Below are 16,330 nucleotides of genomic sequence, written 5' to 3'. Positions count from 1 at the left end.
AATCATGTCTCAGCTCACCGATGTGACGCATCGTTCCGTCTCCGCGCCCGCCGGTCGGATTCACCTGGTGGAGCAGGGGACAGGGCCGTTGGTGCTGCTGGTGCACGGGTTCCCGGAGTCCTGGTATTCGTGGCGTCACCAGTTGCCGGCGCTGGCCGCGGCCGGTTATCGGGCGGTGGCCATGGACGTGCGCGGGTACGGGCGGTCGTCGAAGCCGGCGGACGTGGCCGCGTACCGGATGTCGGAGCTGGTGGAGGACAACGTCGCGGTGGTGCGTGAGCTCGGCGAGGAGACGGCGGTGATCGTCGGGCATGACTGGGGCTCGCCCATCGCCGCGAGATCGGCCCTCCTCAGGCCGGAGGTCTTCCGGGCGGTGGGGCTGCTCAGCGTGCCCTACTCGCCGCCTGGGGGGCCGCGACCCAGTGAGGCGTTCGCGCGGATGGGCGGGGGCGAGGAGTTCTACATCTCCTACTTCCAGGAGCCGGGGCGGGCCGAGGCCGAGATCGAGCCGGACGTGCGAGGCTGGCTCGCGGGCATCTACGCCGCGCTTTCCGCCGACACCATGCCCGCCCCGGACGCCCCGGCCCCGCACTTCGTGAGCCAGGGCGGGCGGATGCGCGACCGGTTCCCCGCCGGCCGGTTGCCCGCCTGGCTCAGCGAGGAGGACCTCGAGGTGTACGCGGCGGAGTTCGAGCGGACCGGCCTGACCGGAGGGCTCAACCGCTACCGCAACATGGACCGGGACTGGGAGGACCTCGCCGACTTCCAGGGCGCGCCCCTCAAGCAGCCGTCCCTCTTCGTGGGTGGCGCTCTGGACGCCTCGACCACCTGGCTGGCCGACGCGATCAGCGCCTATCCCACCACGCTGCCCGGCCTGGTCTCCTCGCATCTCCTGGCAGGCTGCGGCCACTGGATTCAGCAGGAGCGCCCCGAAGAGGTCAACGACATCTTGACCGGCTGGCTCGCCTCCTTGCTCACTTGAGCCATGACACCTGACGAGGTGGTGCGGCACAGCAAGCACGTGGTGATCGAACTGGGCGCCGCGTTCGGTCATGACCCCCGCTATCGCGCGCGTGGCCGCCGGCTCGGGCTTGCCAGGTGGCCGTTCTACTTCGGCGGTCGCGCCGGGGTGCTGGGTGAGGTGGACGCCGACGTCGTCACCGCCGCCTGCGGCTTCTTCGCGCCGTCCCTGGTGGCGCAGGCATGGAGTACGGCACGCGCCCGCAGGTCACTCGGCCGCATCGTCGAGGTGGACGTTGAGGAGTGCCTGCGCTGGGGGCGAAACGCCTACGGTGAGCTGCCCGGACTGGAGCGTTCGGCGGATCTCCTCGAACGGGTGGTGGCAGCGGCGGACTCGTCCGGCCGCCCTCTGTTCGCCGCGTGGCGCTCGCTCGTGGTCCAAGCCGATGACCCAGCGGCTCGGGTGGCGCTGGCACTGCTTCGACTGCGCGAGCACCGGGGCGGCTCGCATCTGATCGCGGTGCTGGCCCACGGGCACACCCCGTTGACCGCGATACTGACCGGCCCCGGCACCACGAAAGCCAGGGCCAACGGGTGGACCGAGCCATGGCCGGCCGTGCCACCCTCCGCCAGAGGCGCTCTGGAGCGGGCCGAGCAGCTCACGGACGACCTGTCCGCCAGGCCGTACGCCGTCCTGAACGCCGACGAGCGCGCCGAACTCGTCGAGCTCCTCGACCAGGTCAAGGACGCCTACCAGCGGTTTCGGCAGCCGAGGCCGCCGGTCGCATGTGCCGATATATGACATGCGGCCCACGGTCACGTCACTGTACGATCTTGCGCTGTACCTGGATATCCCCTGATGAACGGACTCGTGCCGTGGCGAAGCTGAACCAGATCCTCGCCGTAGAGAAGGGCGTCAAGTCCGACGCCCAGCGCAAGGTGACCGACGCCTACCACCGGATCCAGAAGACGCCGCTGCTGTCCGGTATCTCCCGCACCTACCAGCCGATCGACGATGAGGGCGAGCAGCTCCCGCCCGAGTCCACCCGCGTGCAGGTGCAGGCCGAGAGTGTGCTGAAGGACGTCGCCACCGCGCTGACCAAGCTGTTCGACGTGACCGCGACGAAGGACTGGGCGAACACGCAGGCCAAGGCCAGCGTGGTCGTGGACGGCGAGACCCTCGTCGAGGACGCCCCCGTCACCTACCTGCTCTTCCTGGAGAAGCAGCTCGTCGACCTGCACACGTTCGTGGCGAAGCTGCCGACGCTCGACCCGGCCGACACCTGGTCGTACGACGACAACGCCGAGACCTGGCGTACCGAGCCGGTCAGGACGACCCGTACCAAGAAGGTGCCGCGCAACCACGTCCTGGCGGAGGCGACGGACAAGCACCCGGCGCAGGTGCAGGTGTTCACCGAGGACGTCGTGGTCGGCTACTGGACGAAGGTCGCCTTCTCCGGCGCGCTGCCGAACCGGCGCGTCAACGAGTTGCTGGCCCGCATCCAGAAGGTGCAGGACGCGGTGAAGTACGCCCGCGAGGAGGCGAACACGTGGGCCGTGACCGATCAGGAGGTCGGCGAGCGCCTGTTCCGCTATCTGCTCGCCTAAGATGAAGACTCCCCGTTGAGCGCGGGGTGCGCGTAAGCGCGAAGCTGAAGCTCAGGCTGAAGCTGATACGCGGTGACATGGAGGTTCGAATCCTCCCCGGGGCACAACGGGCCCCGGTGGCCCAACTGGTAGAGGCAGCCGCTTAGATTCAGATTCTCGCTCTAAGCTCAGCATTTACCGTCGAGCGCCAGATCAACCGAGTGCGGGCTGTGATAGTCGAGATGCGGGTTCGATTCCCGCTGGACCCTCTCTCCTGGGTCCGTGGCTTAATGGTAGAGCGCGATATCGTAACGACTGACCGGCACTCTTAAACGCCGCTGGCGCCGTACATGGCGGTCCTTTTCAGGCCCCCCGGCTTGGGTAGTCCGGGGGGCCGTCGCCATTTTCGGCGGGAAACCCGGTCAACGTACCCAGGCAGATTAGGTACGCGTACTCAGGCGGCCGGACGACCAGTGTCAGATCCTTGCGAGCATGAGCAAACCAGTCCAGCCCACCATGACCGCCGCCTACTACGCACAGTGCGTCATCTCCTTCGGCGCGGCGCTCGGCAGTGTGGCGCTCGGCGTCATCTTCCTGCCGATCGACCCGTGGCTGCGCGCGTTCCTCGCGGTCTCCGTGCTGTACGTCGTGACGACGGCCTTCAGCCTGGCCAAGTGCGTGCGCGACCGGCAGGAGATCGTCAGCATGGCCAGCCGCGTCGACCAGGCGCGTCTCGACAAGTTGATCAGCGAGCACGACCCGTACAAGGTCGACACTCTGTGAGCCGGGCTACGCCTCGTCGAGGCCCCGCTCGATCGCGTAGCGGACGAGCTCGACCCGGTTGTGCAGTTGGAGCTTGTTCAAGGTGTTCTGGACGTGGTTCTGCACGGTCCGGTGGCTGAGCACCAGTCGTTCGGCGATCTGCTTGTAGGACAGGCCCTTGGCGACCAGGCGCAGCACCTCGGTCTCCCGGTCGGTGAGGCTCGGCCCGTCGGCGGCGGGGCGTTGCGTGGCCAGGCGGCGGTACTCGCCGAGCACCAGCCCGGCCAGCCCGGGGGTGAAGACAGGCTCCCCGTCGGCGGTGTGCCGGACGGCGTCGAGGAACTCCTCCCGGCTCGCCGACTTGACCAGGTAGCCCGACGCCCCGGCCTTGACCGCCTCGAGCACGTCCTCGTGCTCGCCGCTCGCCGACAGCACCAGGACGCGGGGCGGATGGTCGGAGGCGGCCAGGCCCCGGGCCACCTCCACGCCGGGCAGGTCGGGCAGGTGCAGATCGAGGATGACCACGTCGGGGCGGAGCGTGGCGGCGACGCGGAGCGCCTGGCGGCCCTCGCCGACGGTCGCCACCACCTCGTGGCCGGCGTCTCCCAGGTCACGGGCGACCGCGTCCCGCCACATGGGATGGTCGTCCACCACCATCATCCGCAGCGCGCTGGTCATGTCGTCACTGTAGACCGGCGGGAATGATCAGCTCGACCTCGGTTCCCTGGCCGGGCACCGACGTCACTTCGACGGTGCCGCCCACGCCGGCGATCCGGCCCCGGATGGACTGCGCGATGCCTAGCCGGCCTTCCGCCTCCGCCTCCGGGAGGCGTCCCGCCGGGATGCCGGGCCCCTCGTCGCGCACCGTGATGGTCATCGAGGTGTCGTCGTTCTCCGCGAAGACCCAGGCTCGCGCGTCCTCGCCGCAGTGCCGCCGTACGTTGTCCAGCGCCGCGCCCACGGCCGCGACGACCTCGTGCGCCTGATCGGCGGGGAGCGGCAGTGAGGTCGCGGGGGCCGACACGGTGACCGTCGCCGTGGCGTACCGGCGTAACCGGGCGCCCACGTCGACCAGGCCCGAGTCCGCCATCGCCGGGCCGGTGCGGATCATCTCGCGCAGGGCCGCCTCCTGCTCACCGGCGAGCCGGCCCAGCTGGGCGGCCTCCCCGCCGATCTCCAGCCCACGGCGTTGCACCAGGGCCAGGACCTGGAGAACGGAGTCATGGATGCCGCGGGCGAGCCGTTCGCGTTCCCGGCCCGCGGCCTCGATCTCGACGGCCCGCTGCAGGCGTTCCTCCGCCTGTTTGGTGAGCCGGGCCACGTGGCCGACGACGGTCCCGGCGAGGATGAGCAGCACGGCCCCGTTGACGGGGACGGACAGGTCGAACGTGTGCAGACCGCGTAGCCACAGGTCACCGATCGAGAGAATGACCGCCGCTACCGCGCCCGCCCGCCGCCCGCCGTACACGGCCCAGGCGAGCACCGGCCCGCCGACCCAGGTCGCCGTGACCGGCATCAGGCCCGGTCCGGCCGCACTGCCCTGGACGTACGGCGAGGCCAGCATGCAGCCGAGCGTGACGAGGACGTCCACCACCAGCAGGGGGCGGCTTCTGGCGGTGGAGTAGGCGACGGTGGTGACCGCGGTCCAGACCGCCATCACCCCGAAGACGAGCCAGCCGGCCACGGGACGCTGGTAGCCCCCAGCGCCGGCCAGCAACAGCGCGGCGTACCCGAGGGAGGCGATGCGATAGACCGCGATCGCCCGCCAGAACGACCCCTCGATCCCCATATGGCCCGACCATATAGGTCCTATCTGTCGAATGCCGTGGGGATCAGGAGGGCGGTGACGTTGTCCTGGCCGCCGGCGGTGAGGGCATGGCTGACCAGGGCCCGCGCGGCCGCTAGTTGCGCGTCTTCCGGGGCGGCCGAACGTGTGTGTCGCTTCAGTACGGCCCGGAGTGACTCGGCGTCGGGCAGGTAGCGCGACAGGCCGTCCGTGCACAGCAGTAAGCGCCCCGCGCCGGGTGGGCGGAAGCTGCGGACCCGCGGTGTCACCTCGTCGGCGTCGGCGCCCAGCCAGGCGCTCAGCATCTCGTGCTCGCCGGAGTCGTCCTCGGTCAGCGCCATTCCGGTCCCCGTGTCGGGCAGCCAGTACGCGCGGCTGTCGCCCACCCCGCCGGCCCACAGGCCCGCCGGCCCGACGACGCCCGCAACGTACGTGCACGCCGGGGCGTCGTGCACCGACGTGGCCAGGGCCGCCACCGCGCGGCCCGCGCGCACGGTGGCCTCGGCGAGCGCGACCTCGGGTAGCGCCCCCGCGCCGAGCCGCGTCACCAGGGTGGCCGCGCCGACCTCTGCCGCGACCTGGGCGGCCCGGTCCGCTCGCGGCGACATCGACACGCCGTCGCAGACGACCCCGATCGTCCACGAGCCGGTCGTGGCCGACGCCATCGCGTCCGCGTTGACGCCGCGCCGCAGGCCTCGGTCGCTGACCCCGGCCGCGCCGCTGCCGGTCGTGATCTCCAGGTGGGAGCGGAAAGCCGGTTGTGGTGCGCCGCAGTCCCAGCAGTGGCCATCAGGGGCGACGGTCCCGCCGCAGGCGACACAGGATGAAATGTCCGTCATCAGACTCAGATCTTCACCTGCGGGCGTGCAGCCAGTCCAGGGCCGAGGGGGCGGAGTTGAGGACCGAGAGGTGGCCGTCGCCCGGGGTCAGGCGGAGCTCCGCCGCTGGGCAGCGGCGGGCCAGCCACTGGCCGTGCGCGTAGGGGATGACGCGGTCCTGGTTGCCGTGCAGGAACAGGACGGGGGCGGTCACCTGGGCGGGGTCGAAGCCCCAGGGGGCGACATAAGCGAGGTCGTCGTCGATCTGGGCGTCCGGGCCCGCCGCCACGGCCGGTCCGACGACGGTGTCGAGCCAGGACCAGTCGCCGGAGAGCGCGGCGTGGTCGGCGGGGGTGAACATCTCCGGGTCGTACGCGGCGGTCGCCTGGTATGCCTCCTTCGCGGCGCGACCTTCGGCGGCCGCGCGCAGGGCGGCCGCGCTGGAGGGGGTCATGCCGGCGAACCAGTCGAGCCCCTCCGCGTCGTACGGCGCCATCCCGGACATGCTGACCACGCTCAGCACGCGGTGGGGGAGAAGGGCGGCGCAGGCGAGGGCGTGCGGGCCGCCGCCGGAGTGGCCGATGACCGCGAACCGGCCGATGCCCAGGGCGTCGGCGACGGCGGCGACATCGGTGGCCGCCGAGGCGACGTCGCGGCCGGGACGCGGGGTGGATCCGCCGTATCCGGGGCGGTCGTGGGAGATCCAGCGGATGCCGAGGCGGTCGGCGGCCGGGAACAGGGGCTCCGGTGGGCTGCCGATGTTGGGGGTGCCATGGTGCCAGAAGACGGCCAGGCGCCTGGTGTCACCCGGTGCCGTGTCGTAGACGTGCAGGGTGCGGCCGTCGGCCAGTCTCACATCGCTCTCTGTCAGCACGTCGGCGAGCGTAGCGTCCGGGTCCGTCAGTTCGCGTCCGACTCGAGGGCCGAGGGGTCCGTACGGAGCGTCCCGGTCTGACGGTTCGTGTCCGGTTCGACGGCCGTGGAGAGGTCGGTGCGGAGTGCGTACGGGATGAAGGTGGCCAGGATGGCGATGGCGAGGACGGTGGCGAGGGCGAAGACCGCCCGCACGCCCCACAGCTCCGCGCCGAGGCCGGCCAGCGCCGCGCTGACGGGGATCACGCCCCAGCTGAGCACCCGGGACGCGGAGTAGACGCGGCCCAGCAGGTCGGGCGGCGACAGGTTCTGGCGGATCGTGGCCACCAGGATGCGCCAGATGCTGGATCCGGCCCCGGCGATCACCGCGCCCGCGACGACGGTCCACACCGGTCCGCCGAGCGCCACCGGCGCGACCAGCAGGACGGTTCCGGCGGCGTCGGCGATCAGCAGCCTGGTCACGCCGAACCGGCGGCGCAACGGCTCGGCCACCGCCGAGGCGACCAGGCCGCCGACGGCCATCGCGGTCAGCACCAGGCCGTACTGGGCGGTGCTGAGGCCGAGCGGGCCGGGGGCGACGGCGTACACGACGAGCAGGGCGGTCGCGACCGCCCAGGGAATGTTCATGACGGCGGTGAAGAGGGTGAGCGTGCGTACCACCGGCTGCCGCCACAGGTGGCGGAAGCCCGCGACCACGCCCCCGGCGGCCCGGGGCGCCGCGGGTGGGCGGCGGCGCAGGGTCATCAGCGCGAACCCGATGATGGCCAGGACGTACAGGGCGGCGCTCGCGCCGGTGGCCAGGGCGAGCGTGATGCCTGCCAGCAGGCCCGCGAGCGGTGGGCCGGCGAGCTCGTTGGTGACGTTGACGGTCGCTTCGATGCGGGCGTTGGCGCTGCTGCGGCCGTTGGGCTCGACGACCAGCGGGACGGTGGCGGTCAGGGCGGTGTCCACCAGGGTTTCGGCCACGCCGAGGAGCACCGCGGCGGCGAGGATCAGCGGGAGGGACAGCGCGCCGGTGAGGTGAGCGGCGGTGAGCGCGGTCAGGACCGCGGCGCGGGCCAGGTTGACGCCGGTCAGGAGCAGCCGGCGGTCGACGCGGTCCACGATCCAGCCGGCGTGCAGGCCGAAGACCGGCCAGGCCAGGGTGAGCGCGGCCGTCACGGCGGCCACTCCGCCGGGCGACGCGTCCGCCGCGAGGGCGAGCAGGGGCAGGACGAACAGCGCCATGCCGTCACCGAGGTTCGTGGCGCCGGTGCCGAACCACAGTGCGTTGAACGGCCGGCCCAGCGAGCTTGCACGCATTTTCTTACCTTTCAAGCACAGTTGATCGGTAAAAGAGTGGCCCGGATCATCTGACCTGTCAACTGCCTTTGATCGGTGAGATACTGGGGGCATGACCGAGGTCGAGCTGGTGGGAAACGCGCTGTGCCTGGACTTCGCCAACACGGTCAACGCCCGTCCGGTCGCCCGGCACGACTGGCTGGGCACGCCGGAGGAGGCGGTGACCTGGGCCGCCGCGGCCGGGCATCCGATCGGGGACCCGGACGGGCTCGCGGCGGCGCTGCCGGACGCCCGGCGGCTGCGGGAGACGGTGTTCCGGGTGTTCGAGGCGCTGGCGCAAGGAGGCAGGGCGCCGGGGCCGGATCTCGGCGCCGTGCTCGCGCTGCACGGTGACGGCATCGCCCATGGCGGGCTGGCGGAGGCCGACGGGGGTTTCCGGCTGACCTGGGGGACGCCGCGCACGGTGCGGGTGCTGCTGTGGGAGGTCGCGGCCTCGGCGGTCGAGCTGCTCACACACGGGCCGCTGGATCGGCTCGGCTCGTGTCCGTCGTGCTGCTGGGTGTTCCTGGACGTCAGCAAGAACCGCCGCCGCCGCTGGTGCAGCATGACCACCTGCGGCAGCCGCGACAAGTCCCGCCGCTACTACGCGGGGCGCTCCTCCTGAGTCAGGGCCGCTCGGCGCTGCTCCCTCGGCCGTCTACTTCGCCGCCGACGGGGGTGCGGGCCGCTCGGTGCTGCTCCCAGCGGGTCCAGAGGGCGGGGAGCTCGGCTTCGAGGAAGCGGTACAGCTCGGCGACGCCCGCCAGGCGGGCGGTGCGCTCGGGGGCGGCGCCGGCGAGGACGGCTAGGCCGCGCTCGGTCACCTCACGGAACGCCGAGGTCTTGGCGTAGCGGGCGGCGAGCATCCGGCTCCAGCCGTCCTCGGCGATGCGGAAGTATTCCTGCCGCTCGCCGCGCTTGCGGAAGCCCGTCACCAGGCCGCTCGGGGTGAGCAGGCGCATCGTGGAGCTGATGGAGCTGCGGCTGATCAGCAGGGCGCTCGCGAGCTGCGCGGCGCTCTGCTCCGCCGGGTCGCAGATGAGCAGCCACCCGACGACCCGTCCGGCGATGTACGGCAGGCCCTCCTCGGTGAAGAAGGCCGCCACGTCGTCGACGAAGTCGAGCTCGGCGCTCGTTGGCTCGGTCATGATCCCATTTTCTCCGGAAGTGGCCGGAGAAAGTCCGCGATGAGGGAGTTGACGCGGCCGGGGTCCTGCCGGTTCGCCCAGTGTCCCGCGCCCTCGATGAGCTCGAACCGTGCTCCCGGTACGGCCCGCGCGGCGGCCCGGGTGTGCTCCGGGTCCACGCCCGCGTCGCCGCTGCCCTGGATGAACAGCGCCGGGCAGGCGATCCTGGGCAGGTCCGGGCGCAGGTCGACGCGCATCCGGCGGAAACCGATCGAGCCGTTCTGCCAGTCGGAGGAGCCGGCGCCGTTACGCAGCACGTCGGCGTGGTACTCGTCCACGATCGCGTCGAAGTCGTCGACATGGCCGCCGGCGAAGAGGCCGCGCCGGGCGAACCAGGCGCAGGCGGCGCGGCTGCGGAAGACGAGCGACGGGAGCGTCCGGTTGAGCAGGGACCACCTGGCCGTGACCCAGAGCAGCTGGTGGACGACGGGCGGGAAGGAGATGACGCCCGCCGGGGCCAGGGCGACGAGGCGCGACACGCGCTCCGGGTGCTCGACGGCGTAGCCGAGGGTGATCGCGCCGCCCTGCGAGAGGCCGACCAGCGCGGCCTGTTCGAGGCCGAAGTGGTCGAGCACGGCCGTGACGCAGCCGAGCATCCGGTCGTGATCGGCGGTGCCGTTCCAGGGTCTGCTGCCGCCCTGCTTGGGCCAGTCGAGGGCGAGCACGCGGTGCTCGGCGGCCAGCGCGGGCAGGGCGTGCCGCCAGCTCAGGGCGGCGTTGTCGACGCCCGCGCCGCTGAGCAGGAGCACCGGCGTGCCCGCCGCGCCCCGGGTGATGACGTGCAGGTTTCCTTCGGGCTGGGGGACGAGCACGCTCTCGCCGAGCTCGGCGGTATCAACCATGGTCCCATTATTACGGTAATTGCAGTAGTTACTGCAATGTCAGGATCTGGGAATCTTCGAAAGAAGTTCTGGGAAGGGTGTCGATCCGGCGGGTGGCCGTTCGACGCGTCTGTGAAAGACCGGACAGCGAGCGCGAAGGACGCCACCATGCAGAAGATCAAGACTTACCTGTGGTTCGACAACCAGGCCGAGGAGGCCGCCACCTTCTACACCTCCCTCTTCCCGGACTCCGAGATCGTGTACGTGCAGCGCGCCGGCGAGGCGGTGATGACCGTGACGTTCACGCTGGCCGGGCAGGAGCACATCGCGCTCAACGGCGGCCCCCACTTCACCTTCAACGAGGCGGTCTCGCTGTACGTGGACTGCGAGACGCAGGAGGAGGTCGACGAGCTGTGGGCCAAGCTCACCGACGGCGGCGAGGAGAGCCAGTGCGGCTGGCTCAAGGACAGGTACGGGCTGTCCTGGCAGATCGTCCCGAAGGCCCTGCCCGAGCTGGTGCGGCAGTCCGACCCGGCCACGGCCGAGCGGGTCATGAAGGCCATGTTCGGCATGAGGAAGATCAGCGTCCAGGGACTCCTGGACGCCGCCGCCTCCTGAGGCTCACTCGACGGCCATCTCGCCGAGAAGCGACCAGTCGTCCTGCGGGATCGTCGCGTTGATGATCCGCGGCGTCTCGGCGAGGTGGCGCGGCAGGGTCCGCTGCGCGGTGCGGAAGTGCTCCGACTGCACGTGCGCCGCGCCGGCGTCGCCGTCACGGAAGGCCTCGACCAGGACGTACTCGGCCGGGTCGTCGAGGCTGCGGGACCAGTCGAACCACAGGCAGCCGGGCTCGGCGCGGGTCGCCCGGGTGAACTCGGCGGTGATCTCGCCGAACCGGTCGGCGGACTCCGGCAGCACGCGGAACTTCGCGGTGATGAAGATCATCAGGCTTCTCTCTCCTCAGGGCGGCGCATCAGACACCGATGCTAGGGGGAACGAGGGGGCGACGTCCTGATCAGCGCGCCCCGCCGGCGAGGTTCGCCCAGGGGTGTCCGGTGCCCGGTGCAGTGGGTACACCACGTCTACGCCGAAAGGGTGCAACGAGGTCGAGGGGGGATCGCCGTGACGGACGAACTGGCGGGAGTGGCCGGGGTGCTGTACGAGTTCGGGCTGCTCAAGCGGTACAAGCGCACCGGCTGGCTGGTGGCGGGCGTACGTGATCCGGAGAGCATCGCCGAGCACTCCTTCCGTACGGCGGTCATCGCCGGTGTCATCGCCAAGCTGGAGGGCGCCAACGCCGAGCGGGCGGCGTTCATGAGCTTGTTCCATGACACCCAGGAGACCCGCATCACCGACATCCCGTACATCGGCAAGCGCTACCTCAAGGCCGCCCCGAACGAGGAGGTCACCGCGGACCAGATGCGCGGCCTGCCCGCGCCGGTGGCGGAGATGGTGCGCGGGGCGGTCGGTGAGTACGAGGAGAAGACCAGCCTGGAGGCGGTGTGCGCGCGGGACGCCGACAAGCTGGAGTGCCTGATCCAGGCGGTCGAATACCGCGAGCAGGGGCACCAGAACGTGCAGCCGTGGATCGACAGCTCCCTGGCCGCGCTCCGGACCCCCACCGGTAAACGCCTGGCCGAAGAGGCTCTGCGCACCGGGACCCTGGACTGGATCATGCCGGTGCTCAACGGCGACTGAGGCACGCGGCGGCCGAGGGTGACGCCCGGCCGCCGAAAACCCGTTGTCCCGGCGGGCGTCCGTCTGGTGCACTACCGGAGCATCATCGATCGACCGAGGAGCAAGCGATGCGCGCAGCGTTCATGTCTGACCAGCTGAGAATGACCATCCACTCAGAGGACATGACGCTTGGTGAAATCGCTCAATCTAGGAATTCTGGCGCATGTCGACGCCGGTAAGACAAGTCTGACCGAGCGGCTGCTGCACGCCGCCGGAGTCATCGACGAGATCGGCAGCGTCGACGCGGGCAGCACCCAGACCGACTCGCTGGAGCTCGAACGCCGGCGCGGCATCACGATCAAGTCCGCCGTCGTCTCCTTCCCGCTCGCCGACGTGACGGTCAACCTGATCGACACGCCCGGCCACCCCGACTTCATCGCCGAGGTGGAGCGGGTGCTGAACGTGCTCGACGGCGCCGTGCTCGTCATCTCGGCGGTGGAGGGCGTACAAGCGCAGACCCGCGTGCTCATGCGGGCGCTGCACCGGCTGCGCATCCCCACCCTCATCTTCGTGAACAAGATCGACCGCCGGGGCGCCCAGGACGAGCGCGTGCTGCGGAGCATCCGCGACAGGCTGGCCCCGGCCGCCGTCGCGCTGGGATCGGTCACCGGCCTCGGCGCCCGCGACGCGCGCTACCTGCCCTTCGCCGCCGCCGGCGACGACCTGGTGAGCGTGCTCGCCGAGCACGACGACGCCCTTTTGGCGGCGTACGTGGACGGCACGCAGGCTCTCTGCCCCGGCAGGCTCAAGGACGAGCTCGCCGCGCAGTCACGCCGGGCGCTGGTGCACCCGATCCTCTTCGGCTCGGCGATCACCGGAGCGGGGGTCGCGGAGTTGATCGACGGGATCAGGGAGCTGCTGCCCGGCGTGGCGGGCGACACCGGCGGGCCGCCCTCGGGCACCGTCTTCAAGGTCGAGCGCGGCCCGGCCGGGGAGAAGATCGCCTACGTCCGGATGTTCGCCGGCACGATCCGGCTGCGGGACCGGGTGCCGTTCCGGGACGTGGCGGGGAAGGTCACCGCCATCCGGGTGTTCGACCGGGGCACGGCCGTACCGGCCTCCTCGGTCGAGGCGGGGCGGATCGGCAAGCTCTGGGGGCTCGGCGACGTCCGGATCGGCGACGAGCTCGGCCTGCCGCGCACCGAGCCCGCCGAGCGCCGTCACTTCGCCCCGCCGACGCTGGAGACCGTCGTGGTGCCCGCCAGGCCCGCCGACAAGGGCGCGCTGCACGTCGCGCTCTCCCAGCTCGCCGAGCAGGACCCGCTGATCGACCTGCGCCAGGACGACATCAGGCAGGAGACGTCCGTCTCCCTCTACGGCGAGGTGCAGAAGGAGGTCATCCAGGCGACGCTGGCCGAGGAGTTCGGGCTCGACGTCACCTTCCGTGAGACGAGCACCATCCACGTCGAGCGGCCCGTGGGCACCGGCGCGGCGGCCGAGTTCATCGCCAAGCCGCCCAACCCGTTCCTGGCCACCGTCGGGCTGCGCGTCGAGCCGGCCCCGATCGGCTCCGGCGTGGACTTCAGGCTGGAGGTCGAGCTCGGCTCGATGCCGTACACGTTCATCAGGGCCGTCGAGGAGACCGTCCGGGAGACCCTGCTCCAGGGGCTGCGCGGATGGCAGGTCACCGACTGCGCGGTCATTCTCACGCACACCGGCTACTGGCCCCGGCAGAGCCACGCGCACGCGGTGTTCGACAAGAGCATGTCGAGCACGGCGGGAGACTTCCGCAACCTGACGCCGCTGGTGCTGATGGAAGCGCTCAGGCAGGCCGGCACCCGAGTGTACGAGCCGATGCACCACTTCCGGCTGGACCTGCCCGAGGACGTGTTCGGCACGGTGCTGCCCGTGCTGGCCCGCCTCGGCGCCGTCCCCGGGACGTCCACCCCGCAGGGGGCGTCCTACCTGGTGGAAGGGGTCGTCCCGGCGGCCAGGGTGCACGAACTCGAGCAGCGGCTGCCGTCGCTGACCCGGGGCGAGGGCGTCCTGGAAAGCGCCTTCGACCACTATCAGGAGGTTCGCGGTCAGGCCCCGGCCCGGCCCCGGACGGACCACGACCCGCTCAACCGGAAGGAGTATCTGCTGCACGTCCTCCGGCAGGTCTAGGTGTTTCGTGGTTCGGGCGGTCCAGGAGTGCGTTATAGTTAAGGAGAAGCCGACGCGGGGTAGAGCAGTTCGGTAGCTCGTCGGGCTCATAACCCGAAGGTCGTAGGTTCAAATCCTTCCCCCGCTACTTATCGAAACGCCTTCCGAGGATCCTCTCGGAAGGCGTTTCGCGTATCCCGCCCAGCGAGGGTAGTCGTCCGACATGCGCTTGGGGAACTGGGACGTCAGGCCGCTCGGCGGGGCCGCCGGCTGCGTCACCATGATCATTCTGTCCATCGTGCTTTCGATCCTGCTGACGCTGGTCATCAACCTGCTGCTGTGACCGAAACCGGTCCGGAGGTCCTTTAGCCTGTGGCGCATGATTCGCTATGCCACCCCTGACGACGTGTCCGTGATCAACGAGCTGATCCGCGAGCTGGCCGACTACGAGAAGGCCCTGCACGAGGTGGAGGTCACCGAGGAGCAGTTGCGGGAGGTCCTGTTCGGGGAGCAGCCGTCCGTGTTCGCGCACGTCGCCGAGAGCGACGGCGAGGTGGTCGGCTTCGCGCTGTGGTTCCTCACCTTCTCCACCTGGACCGGCACCCGCGGCCTCTACCTGGAGGACCTGTACGTACGTCCCGGGCACCGAGGCGGCGGGCACGGCAAGGCGCTGCTGACGGAGCTGGGCCGGATCAGCGTCGAGCGTGGGTACGAGCGGCTCGAGTGGTCGGTGCTCGACTGGAACACCCCGGCGATCGACTTCTACGAGTCCCTCGGCGCGCGGCCGCAGGGCGACTGGATCCGCTACCGGCTGGCCGGGGAGCCGCTGCGGCGGTTCGGCGGTCAGGTCCGGTAGATCGTCAGCTGATAGGTGTAGCGGTCGCCCCGGTAGAGCGACTCCGCCCGCTCGATGGCCCGGCCACGGGCGTCGAAGGTGGTGCGCTGCACCAGGAACGCCGGTGAGAACGGCGGCACCCGCAGCGCCCGCGCGCTGTCCTGGTCGAGGACCGTCGCCCTGATCGTCTGCTCCGCCCGGTGCGGGACCAGGCCGTACCGGGCGTTCAGCTCCTCGTACAGCGAGCCGTCCAGCGCCTCGCCCAGGTCGTCGGGCACCAGGGCGGCGGGCAGGCAGCTGTCCTCCAGGCAGATCGGCTCGCCGTCGGCGGTGCGTACCCGGCGGAGGCGCAGCACCTCCTCCGCCGGGCTGATCCGCAGCGCGTAGCCGATCTCCGCCCCGGCGGGGACCCGCTCGGCGGTGACGGCGAGCGAGCCGGGGGTCAGGCCCCGCGCGCGCATGTCCTCGCTGAAGGAGGTCAGCTCGACGGACTTGGCGATGCGCGGCTCGCTCACGAAGGTGCCCGAGCCCTGCACGCGGTAGACCTGCCCCTCCAGCTCCAACTGGTCCAGCACCCGCCTGACGGTGAGCCGGCTGAGCGAGAACTCCTCGGCCAGGCTGCGCTCGGTGGGCAGCCGGTCGTGCGGGGCGAGCCGCTCGCGCAGGAGCGTACGCAGGTGCCGGCGGAGCTCGGTGGACTTGACCGGGCCGCGCGTCACCTCACCGTCCGTCATGAAGCCTCCTGCTTGACCGGCTTGTCGGAATTGGGCTATACCAATCACATCATATTTCTCCATATTTATGGAGAAATCGGGCAAGGCTACTGAGATTGGGCATGTATGGGCACCGACGGGGTCTCCGCGCTGGAACGGATCGGCGGCGGGCTCGTCGTCTCCTGTCAGGCGCCCGAGGGGCATCCGCTGAGAGACGCGGCGACCATCGCCCGGCTCGCCCGGTGCGCCGAGCTCGGCGGAGCCGCCGCGCTGCGGATCAACTCCGCCGAGGACATCCGCGCCGTCCGCCGGCGCACCGCGCTGCCGGTCATCGGCCTGCACAAGGTCCCGTACGCGCACCGCCACCTGATCACGCCGACCCTGGCCCTGGCCGAGGACCTGGCGGCGGCCGGCGCCGACGTCATCGCGATCGACCTGACCCACGAGTCGCCCGCCTCCGGAGCGCTGATCACCGCCGTCCGCGAGTCGCTGAGCGTCGCGGTGATGGCCGACGTGTCCACCCTGGAGGAAGGACTGGCGGCCTGGGAGGCGGGGGCGGAGGTGGTCGGGACGACGCTGTCGGGGTACACGGCGCGGCACCTGCCCACCCCCGGCGATCCCGACATCGCCCTGGTGGGGGAGCTGGCCGCGCGCGGCGTACGGGTGGTGGCCGAAGGGCGTTACCGTACGGCGGAGCAGGTGCGGCAGGCGTTCGAGGCGGGTGCGTGGGCCGTCGTGGTGGGCGGCGCGATCACCGATCCCGTCGCCATCACCGCCCGGCTGGCCTCGGCGGCCCCGGCGGGAGCCCGATGAGAACTCCTGTCACGTCCTGGGCGGGGATGCCGA

At 71.0% G+C, this 16,330-nt stretch carries 19 protein-coding genes and 1 tRNA gene; 11 read left to right on the top strand and 9 right to left on the bottom strand.

Annotation, left to right across the window (positions count from 1 at the left end):
• Positions 1–4 precede the first annotated feature (4 nt).
• From IEY87_RS23415 to IEY87_RS23400, 4 genes are all read left to right on the top strand, one after another.
• Positions 5–982: an alpha/beta fold hydrolase gene (locus IEY87_RS23415; RefSeq protein WP_189140891.1), complete on the top strand. Its 978-nt coding sequence runs from the start codon at positions 5–7 to the stop codon at positions 980–982.
• Between the two features lie 3 nt (positions 983–985).
• On the top strand, positions 986–1,762 hold the full coding sequence (locus IEY87_RS23410; RefSeq protein WP_189140890.1) for an SCO6745 family protein: 777 nt from the start codon (positions 986–988) through the stop codon (positions 1,760–1,762).
• A gap of 74 nt (positions 1,763–1,836) precedes the next feature.
• A complete protein-coding gene (locus IEY87_RS23405) occupies positions 1,837–2,568 on the top strand; it encodes a DUF7873 family protein (RefSeq protein WP_189140889.1) in 732 nt (243 codons plus the stop codon).
• Positions 2,569–3,039: 471 nt separating this feature from the next.
• Positions 3,040–3,330 carry a YiaA/YiaB family inner membrane protein gene (locus IEY87_RS23400; RefSeq protein WP_189140888.1) on the top strand — a complete coding sequence of 97 codons (291 nt, stop codon included), beginning with the start codon at positions 3,040–3,042 and terminating at the stop codon, positions 3,328–3,330.
• Between the two features lie 6 nt (positions 3,331–3,336).
• Here IEY87_RS23400 and IEY87_RS23395 read toward each other — a convergent pair whose 3' ends face one another.
• The 5 genes from IEY87_RS23395 to IEY87_RS23375 are packed head-to-tail and all read right to left on the bottom strand — an operon-like array spanning position 3,337 to position 8,088.
• Positions 3,337–3,987: a response regulator gene (locus tag IEY87_RS23395; RefSeq protein WP_189140887.1), complete on the bottom strand. Its 651-nt coding sequence runs from the start codon at positions 3,985–3,987 to the stop codon at positions 3,337–3,339.
• Positions 3,988–3,991: 4 nt separating this feature from the next.
• On the bottom strand, positions 3,992–5,098 hold the full coding sequence (gene macS / locus IEY87_RS23390; RefSeq protein WP_189140886.1) for a MacS family sensor histidine kinase: 1,107 nt from the start codon (positions 5,096–5,098) through the stop codon (positions 3,992–3,994).
• 20 nt (positions 5,099–5,118) lie between these two features.
• The gene (locus tag IEY87_RS23385; protein WP_189140885.1) at positions 5,119–5,934 is read right to left on the bottom strand and encodes a PP2C family protein-serine/threonine phosphatase; all 816 of its coding nucleotides are present in this window, start codon (positions 5,932–5,934) and stop codon (positions 5,119–5,121) included.
• Positions 5,935–5,947: 13 nt separating this feature from the next.
• Positions 5,948–6,787, bottom strand: a complete 840-nt coding sequence (locus IEY87_RS23380; protein ID WP_189140884.1) for an alpha/beta fold hydrolase — start codon at positions 6,785–6,787, stop codon at positions 5,948–5,950.
• Positions 6,788–6,813: 26 nt separating this feature from the next.
• Positions 6,814–8,088 carry an MFS transporter gene (locus IEY87_RS23375; RefSeq protein ID WP_189140883.1) on the bottom strand — a complete coding sequence of 425 codons (1,275 nt, stop codon included), beginning with the start codon at positions 8,086–8,088 and terminating at the stop codon, positions 6,814–6,816.
• 91 nt (positions 8,089–8,179) lie between these two features.
• Between IEY87_RS23375 and IEY87_RS23370 the strand changes: the two genes are divergently transcribed.
• The gene (locus IEY87_RS23370; RefSeq protein WP_189140882.1) at positions 8,180–8,731 is read left to right on the top strand and encodes a CGNR zinc finger domain-containing protein; all 552 of its coding nucleotides are present in this window, start codon (positions 8,180–8,182) and stop codon (positions 8,729–8,731) included.
• A 1-nt stretch (position 8,732) separates the two neighbouring features.
• On the opposite strand, the gene IEY87_RS23365 is transcribed toward IEY87_RS23370, so the two are convergent.
• Positions 8,733–9,254, bottom strand: coding sequence for a GbsR/MarR family transcriptional regulator (locus tag IEY87_RS23365; RefSeq protein WP_189140881.1), 522 nt, complete (start codon positions 9,252–9,254; stop codon positions 8,733–8,735).
• The gene (locus IEY87_RS23360; protein WP_189140880.1) at positions 9,251–10,135 is read right to left on the bottom strand and encodes an alpha/beta fold hydrolase; all 885 of its coding nucleotides are present in this window, start codon (positions 10,133–10,135) and stop codon (positions 9,251–9,253) included. The genes IEY87_RS23365 and IEY87_RS23360 overlap by 4 nt, the downstream gene beginning before the upstream one ends.
• A gap of 147 nt (positions 10,136–10,282) precedes the next feature.
• On the opposite strand from IEY87_RS23360, the gene IEY87_RS23355 reads away from it, so the two are divergent.
• Complete coding sequence (locus IEY87_RS23355; protein ID WP_189140879.1) at positions 10,283–10,732, top strand: VOC family protein; 450 nt, start codon at positions 10,283–10,285, stop codon at positions 10,730–10,732.
• Positions 10,733–10,735: 3 nt separating this feature from the next.
• Here the strand turns inward: IEY87_RS23355 and IEY87_RS23350 are convergent, their stop codons facing one another.
• A complete protein-coding gene (locus IEY87_RS23350) occupies positions 10,736–11,059 on the bottom strand; it encodes a putative quinol monooxygenase (protein ID WP_189140878.1) in 324 nt (107 codons plus the stop codon).
• Positions 11,060–11,236: 177 nt separating this feature from the next.
• Between IEY87_RS23350 and IEY87_RS23345 the strand changes: the two genes are divergently transcribed.
• From IEY87_RS23345 to IEY87_RS23330, 4 genes are all read left to right on the top strand, one after another.
• The gene (locus IEY87_RS23345) at positions 11,237–11,812 is read left to right on the top strand and encodes an HD domain-containing protein (RefSeq protein WP_189140877.1); all 576 of its coding nucleotides are present in this window, start codon (positions 11,237–11,239) and stop codon (positions 11,810–11,812) included.
• Positions 11,813–11,983: 171 nt separating this feature from the next.
• The gene (locus tag IEY87_RS23340) at positions 11,984–13,957 is read left to right on the top strand and encodes an elongation factor G (protein ID WP_189140876.1); all 1,974 of its coding nucleotides are present in this window, start codon (positions 11,984–11,986) and stop codon (positions 13,955–13,957) included.
• A gap of 53 nt (positions 13,958–14,010) precedes the next feature.
• Positions 14,011–14,084: transfer RNA gene (locus tag IEY87_RS23335), tRNA-Met, on the top strand.
• A 231-nt stretch (positions 14,085–14,315) separates the two neighbouring features.
• Positions 14,316–14,792: a GNAT family N-acetyltransferase gene (locus tag IEY87_RS23330; protein ID WP_189140875.1), complete on the top strand. Its 477-nt coding sequence runs from the start codon at positions 14,316–14,318 to the stop codon at positions 14,790–14,792.
• On the opposite strand, the gene IEY87_RS23325 is transcribed toward IEY87_RS23330, so the two are convergent.
• Positions 14,780–15,505, bottom strand: a complete 726-nt coding sequence (locus IEY87_RS23325) for a GntR family transcriptional regulator (protein WP_189140874.1) — start codon at positions 15,503–15,505, stop codon at positions 14,780–14,782. The genes IEY87_RS23330 and IEY87_RS23325 overlap by 13 nt on opposite strands.
• Before the next feature lie 105 nt (positions 15,506–15,610).
• Between IEY87_RS23325 and IEY87_RS23320 the strand changes: the two genes are divergently transcribed.
• The gene (locus IEY87_RS23320) at positions 15,611–16,297 is read left to right on the top strand and encodes an N-acetylmannosamine-6-phosphate 2-epimerase (RefSeq protein ID WP_189140873.1); all 687 of its coding nucleotides are present in this window, start codon (positions 15,611–15,613) and stop codon (positions 16,295–16,297) included.
• The last annotated feature ends 33 nt before the right edge of the window (positions 16,298–16,330 follow it).

This window comes from Nonomuraea glycinis (genome assembly GCF_014646515.1).
In the GTDB taxonomy this organism is placed as follows: Bacteria; Actinomycetota; Actinomycetes; order Streptosporangiales; family Streptosporangiaceae; genus Nonomuraea; species Nonomuraea glycinis.
The sequence above is the reverse complement of the archived record's forward strand: the minus strand, read 5'-3'. Positions and strand labels throughout refer to the sequence as shown.

What these genes read in the sequence shown, in the direction of transcription:
- IEY87_RS23375 (WP_189140883.1), bottom strand. Translation starts at nt 8,088, where the DNA reads ATGCGTGCAAGCTCGCTGGGCCGGCCGTTCAACGCACTGTGGTTCGGC.
- macS (WP_189140886.1), bottom strand. Translation starts at nt 5,098, where the DNA reads ATGGGGATCGAGGGGTCGTTCTGGCGGGCGATCGCGGTCTATCGCATC.
- IEY87_RS23330 (WP_189140875.1), top strand. Translation starts at nt 14,316, where the DNA reads ATGATTCGCTATGCCACCCCTGACGACGTGTCCGTGATCAACGAGCTG.
- IEY87_RS23370 (WP_189140882.1), top strand. Translation starts at nt 8,180, where the DNA reads ATGACCGAGGTCGAGCTGGTGGGAAACGCGCTGTGCCTGGACTTCGCC.
- IEY87_RS23325 (WP_189140874.1), bottom strand. Translation starts at nt 15,505, where the DNA reads ATGACGGACGGTGAGGTGACGCGCGGCCCGGTCAAGTCCACCGAGCTC.
- IEY87_RS23355 (WP_189140879.1), top strand. Translation starts at nt 10,283, where the DNA reads ATGCAGAAGATCAAGACTTACCTGTGGTTCGACAACCAGGCCGAGGAG.
- IEY87_RS23365 (WP_189140881.1), bottom strand. Translation starts at nt 9,254, where the DNA reads ATGACCGAGCCAACGAGCGCCGAGCTCGACTTCGTCGACGACGTGGCG.
- IEY87_RS23385 (WP_189140885.1), bottom strand. Translation starts at nt 5,934, where the DNA reads ATGACGGACATTTCATCCTGTGTCGCCTGCGGCGGGACCGTCGCCCCT.
- IEY87_RS23400 (WP_189140888.1), top strand. Translation starts at nt 3,040, where the DNA reads ATGAGCAAACCAGTCCAGCCCACCATGACCGCCGCCTACTACGCACAG.
- IEY87_RS23410 (WP_189140890.1), top strand. Translation starts at nt 986, where the DNA reads ATGACACCTGACGAGGTGGTGCGGCACAGCAAGCACGTGGTGATCGAA.
- IEY87_RS23320 (WP_189140873.1), top strand. Translation starts at nt 15,611, where the DNA reads ATGGGCACCGACGGGGTCTCCGCGCTGGAACGGATCGGCGGCGGGCTC.
- IEY87_RS23360 (WP_189140880.1), bottom strand. Translation starts at nt 10,135, where the DNA reads ATGGTTGATACCGCCGAGCTCGGCGAGAGCGTGCTCGTCCCCCAGCCC.
- IEY87_RS23415 (WP_189140891.1), top strand. Translation starts at nt 5, where the DNA reads ATGTCTCAGCTCACCGATGTGACGCATCGTTCCGTCTCCGCGCCCGCC.
- IEY87_RS23350 (WP_189140878.1), bottom strand. Translation starts at nt 11,059, where the DNA reads ATGATCTTCATCACCGCGAAGTTCCGCGTGCTGCCGGAGTCCGCCGAC.
- IEY87_RS23395 (WP_189140887.1), bottom strand. Translation starts at nt 3,987, where the DNA reads ATGACCAGCGCGCTGCGGATGATGGTGGTGGACGACCATCCCATGTGG.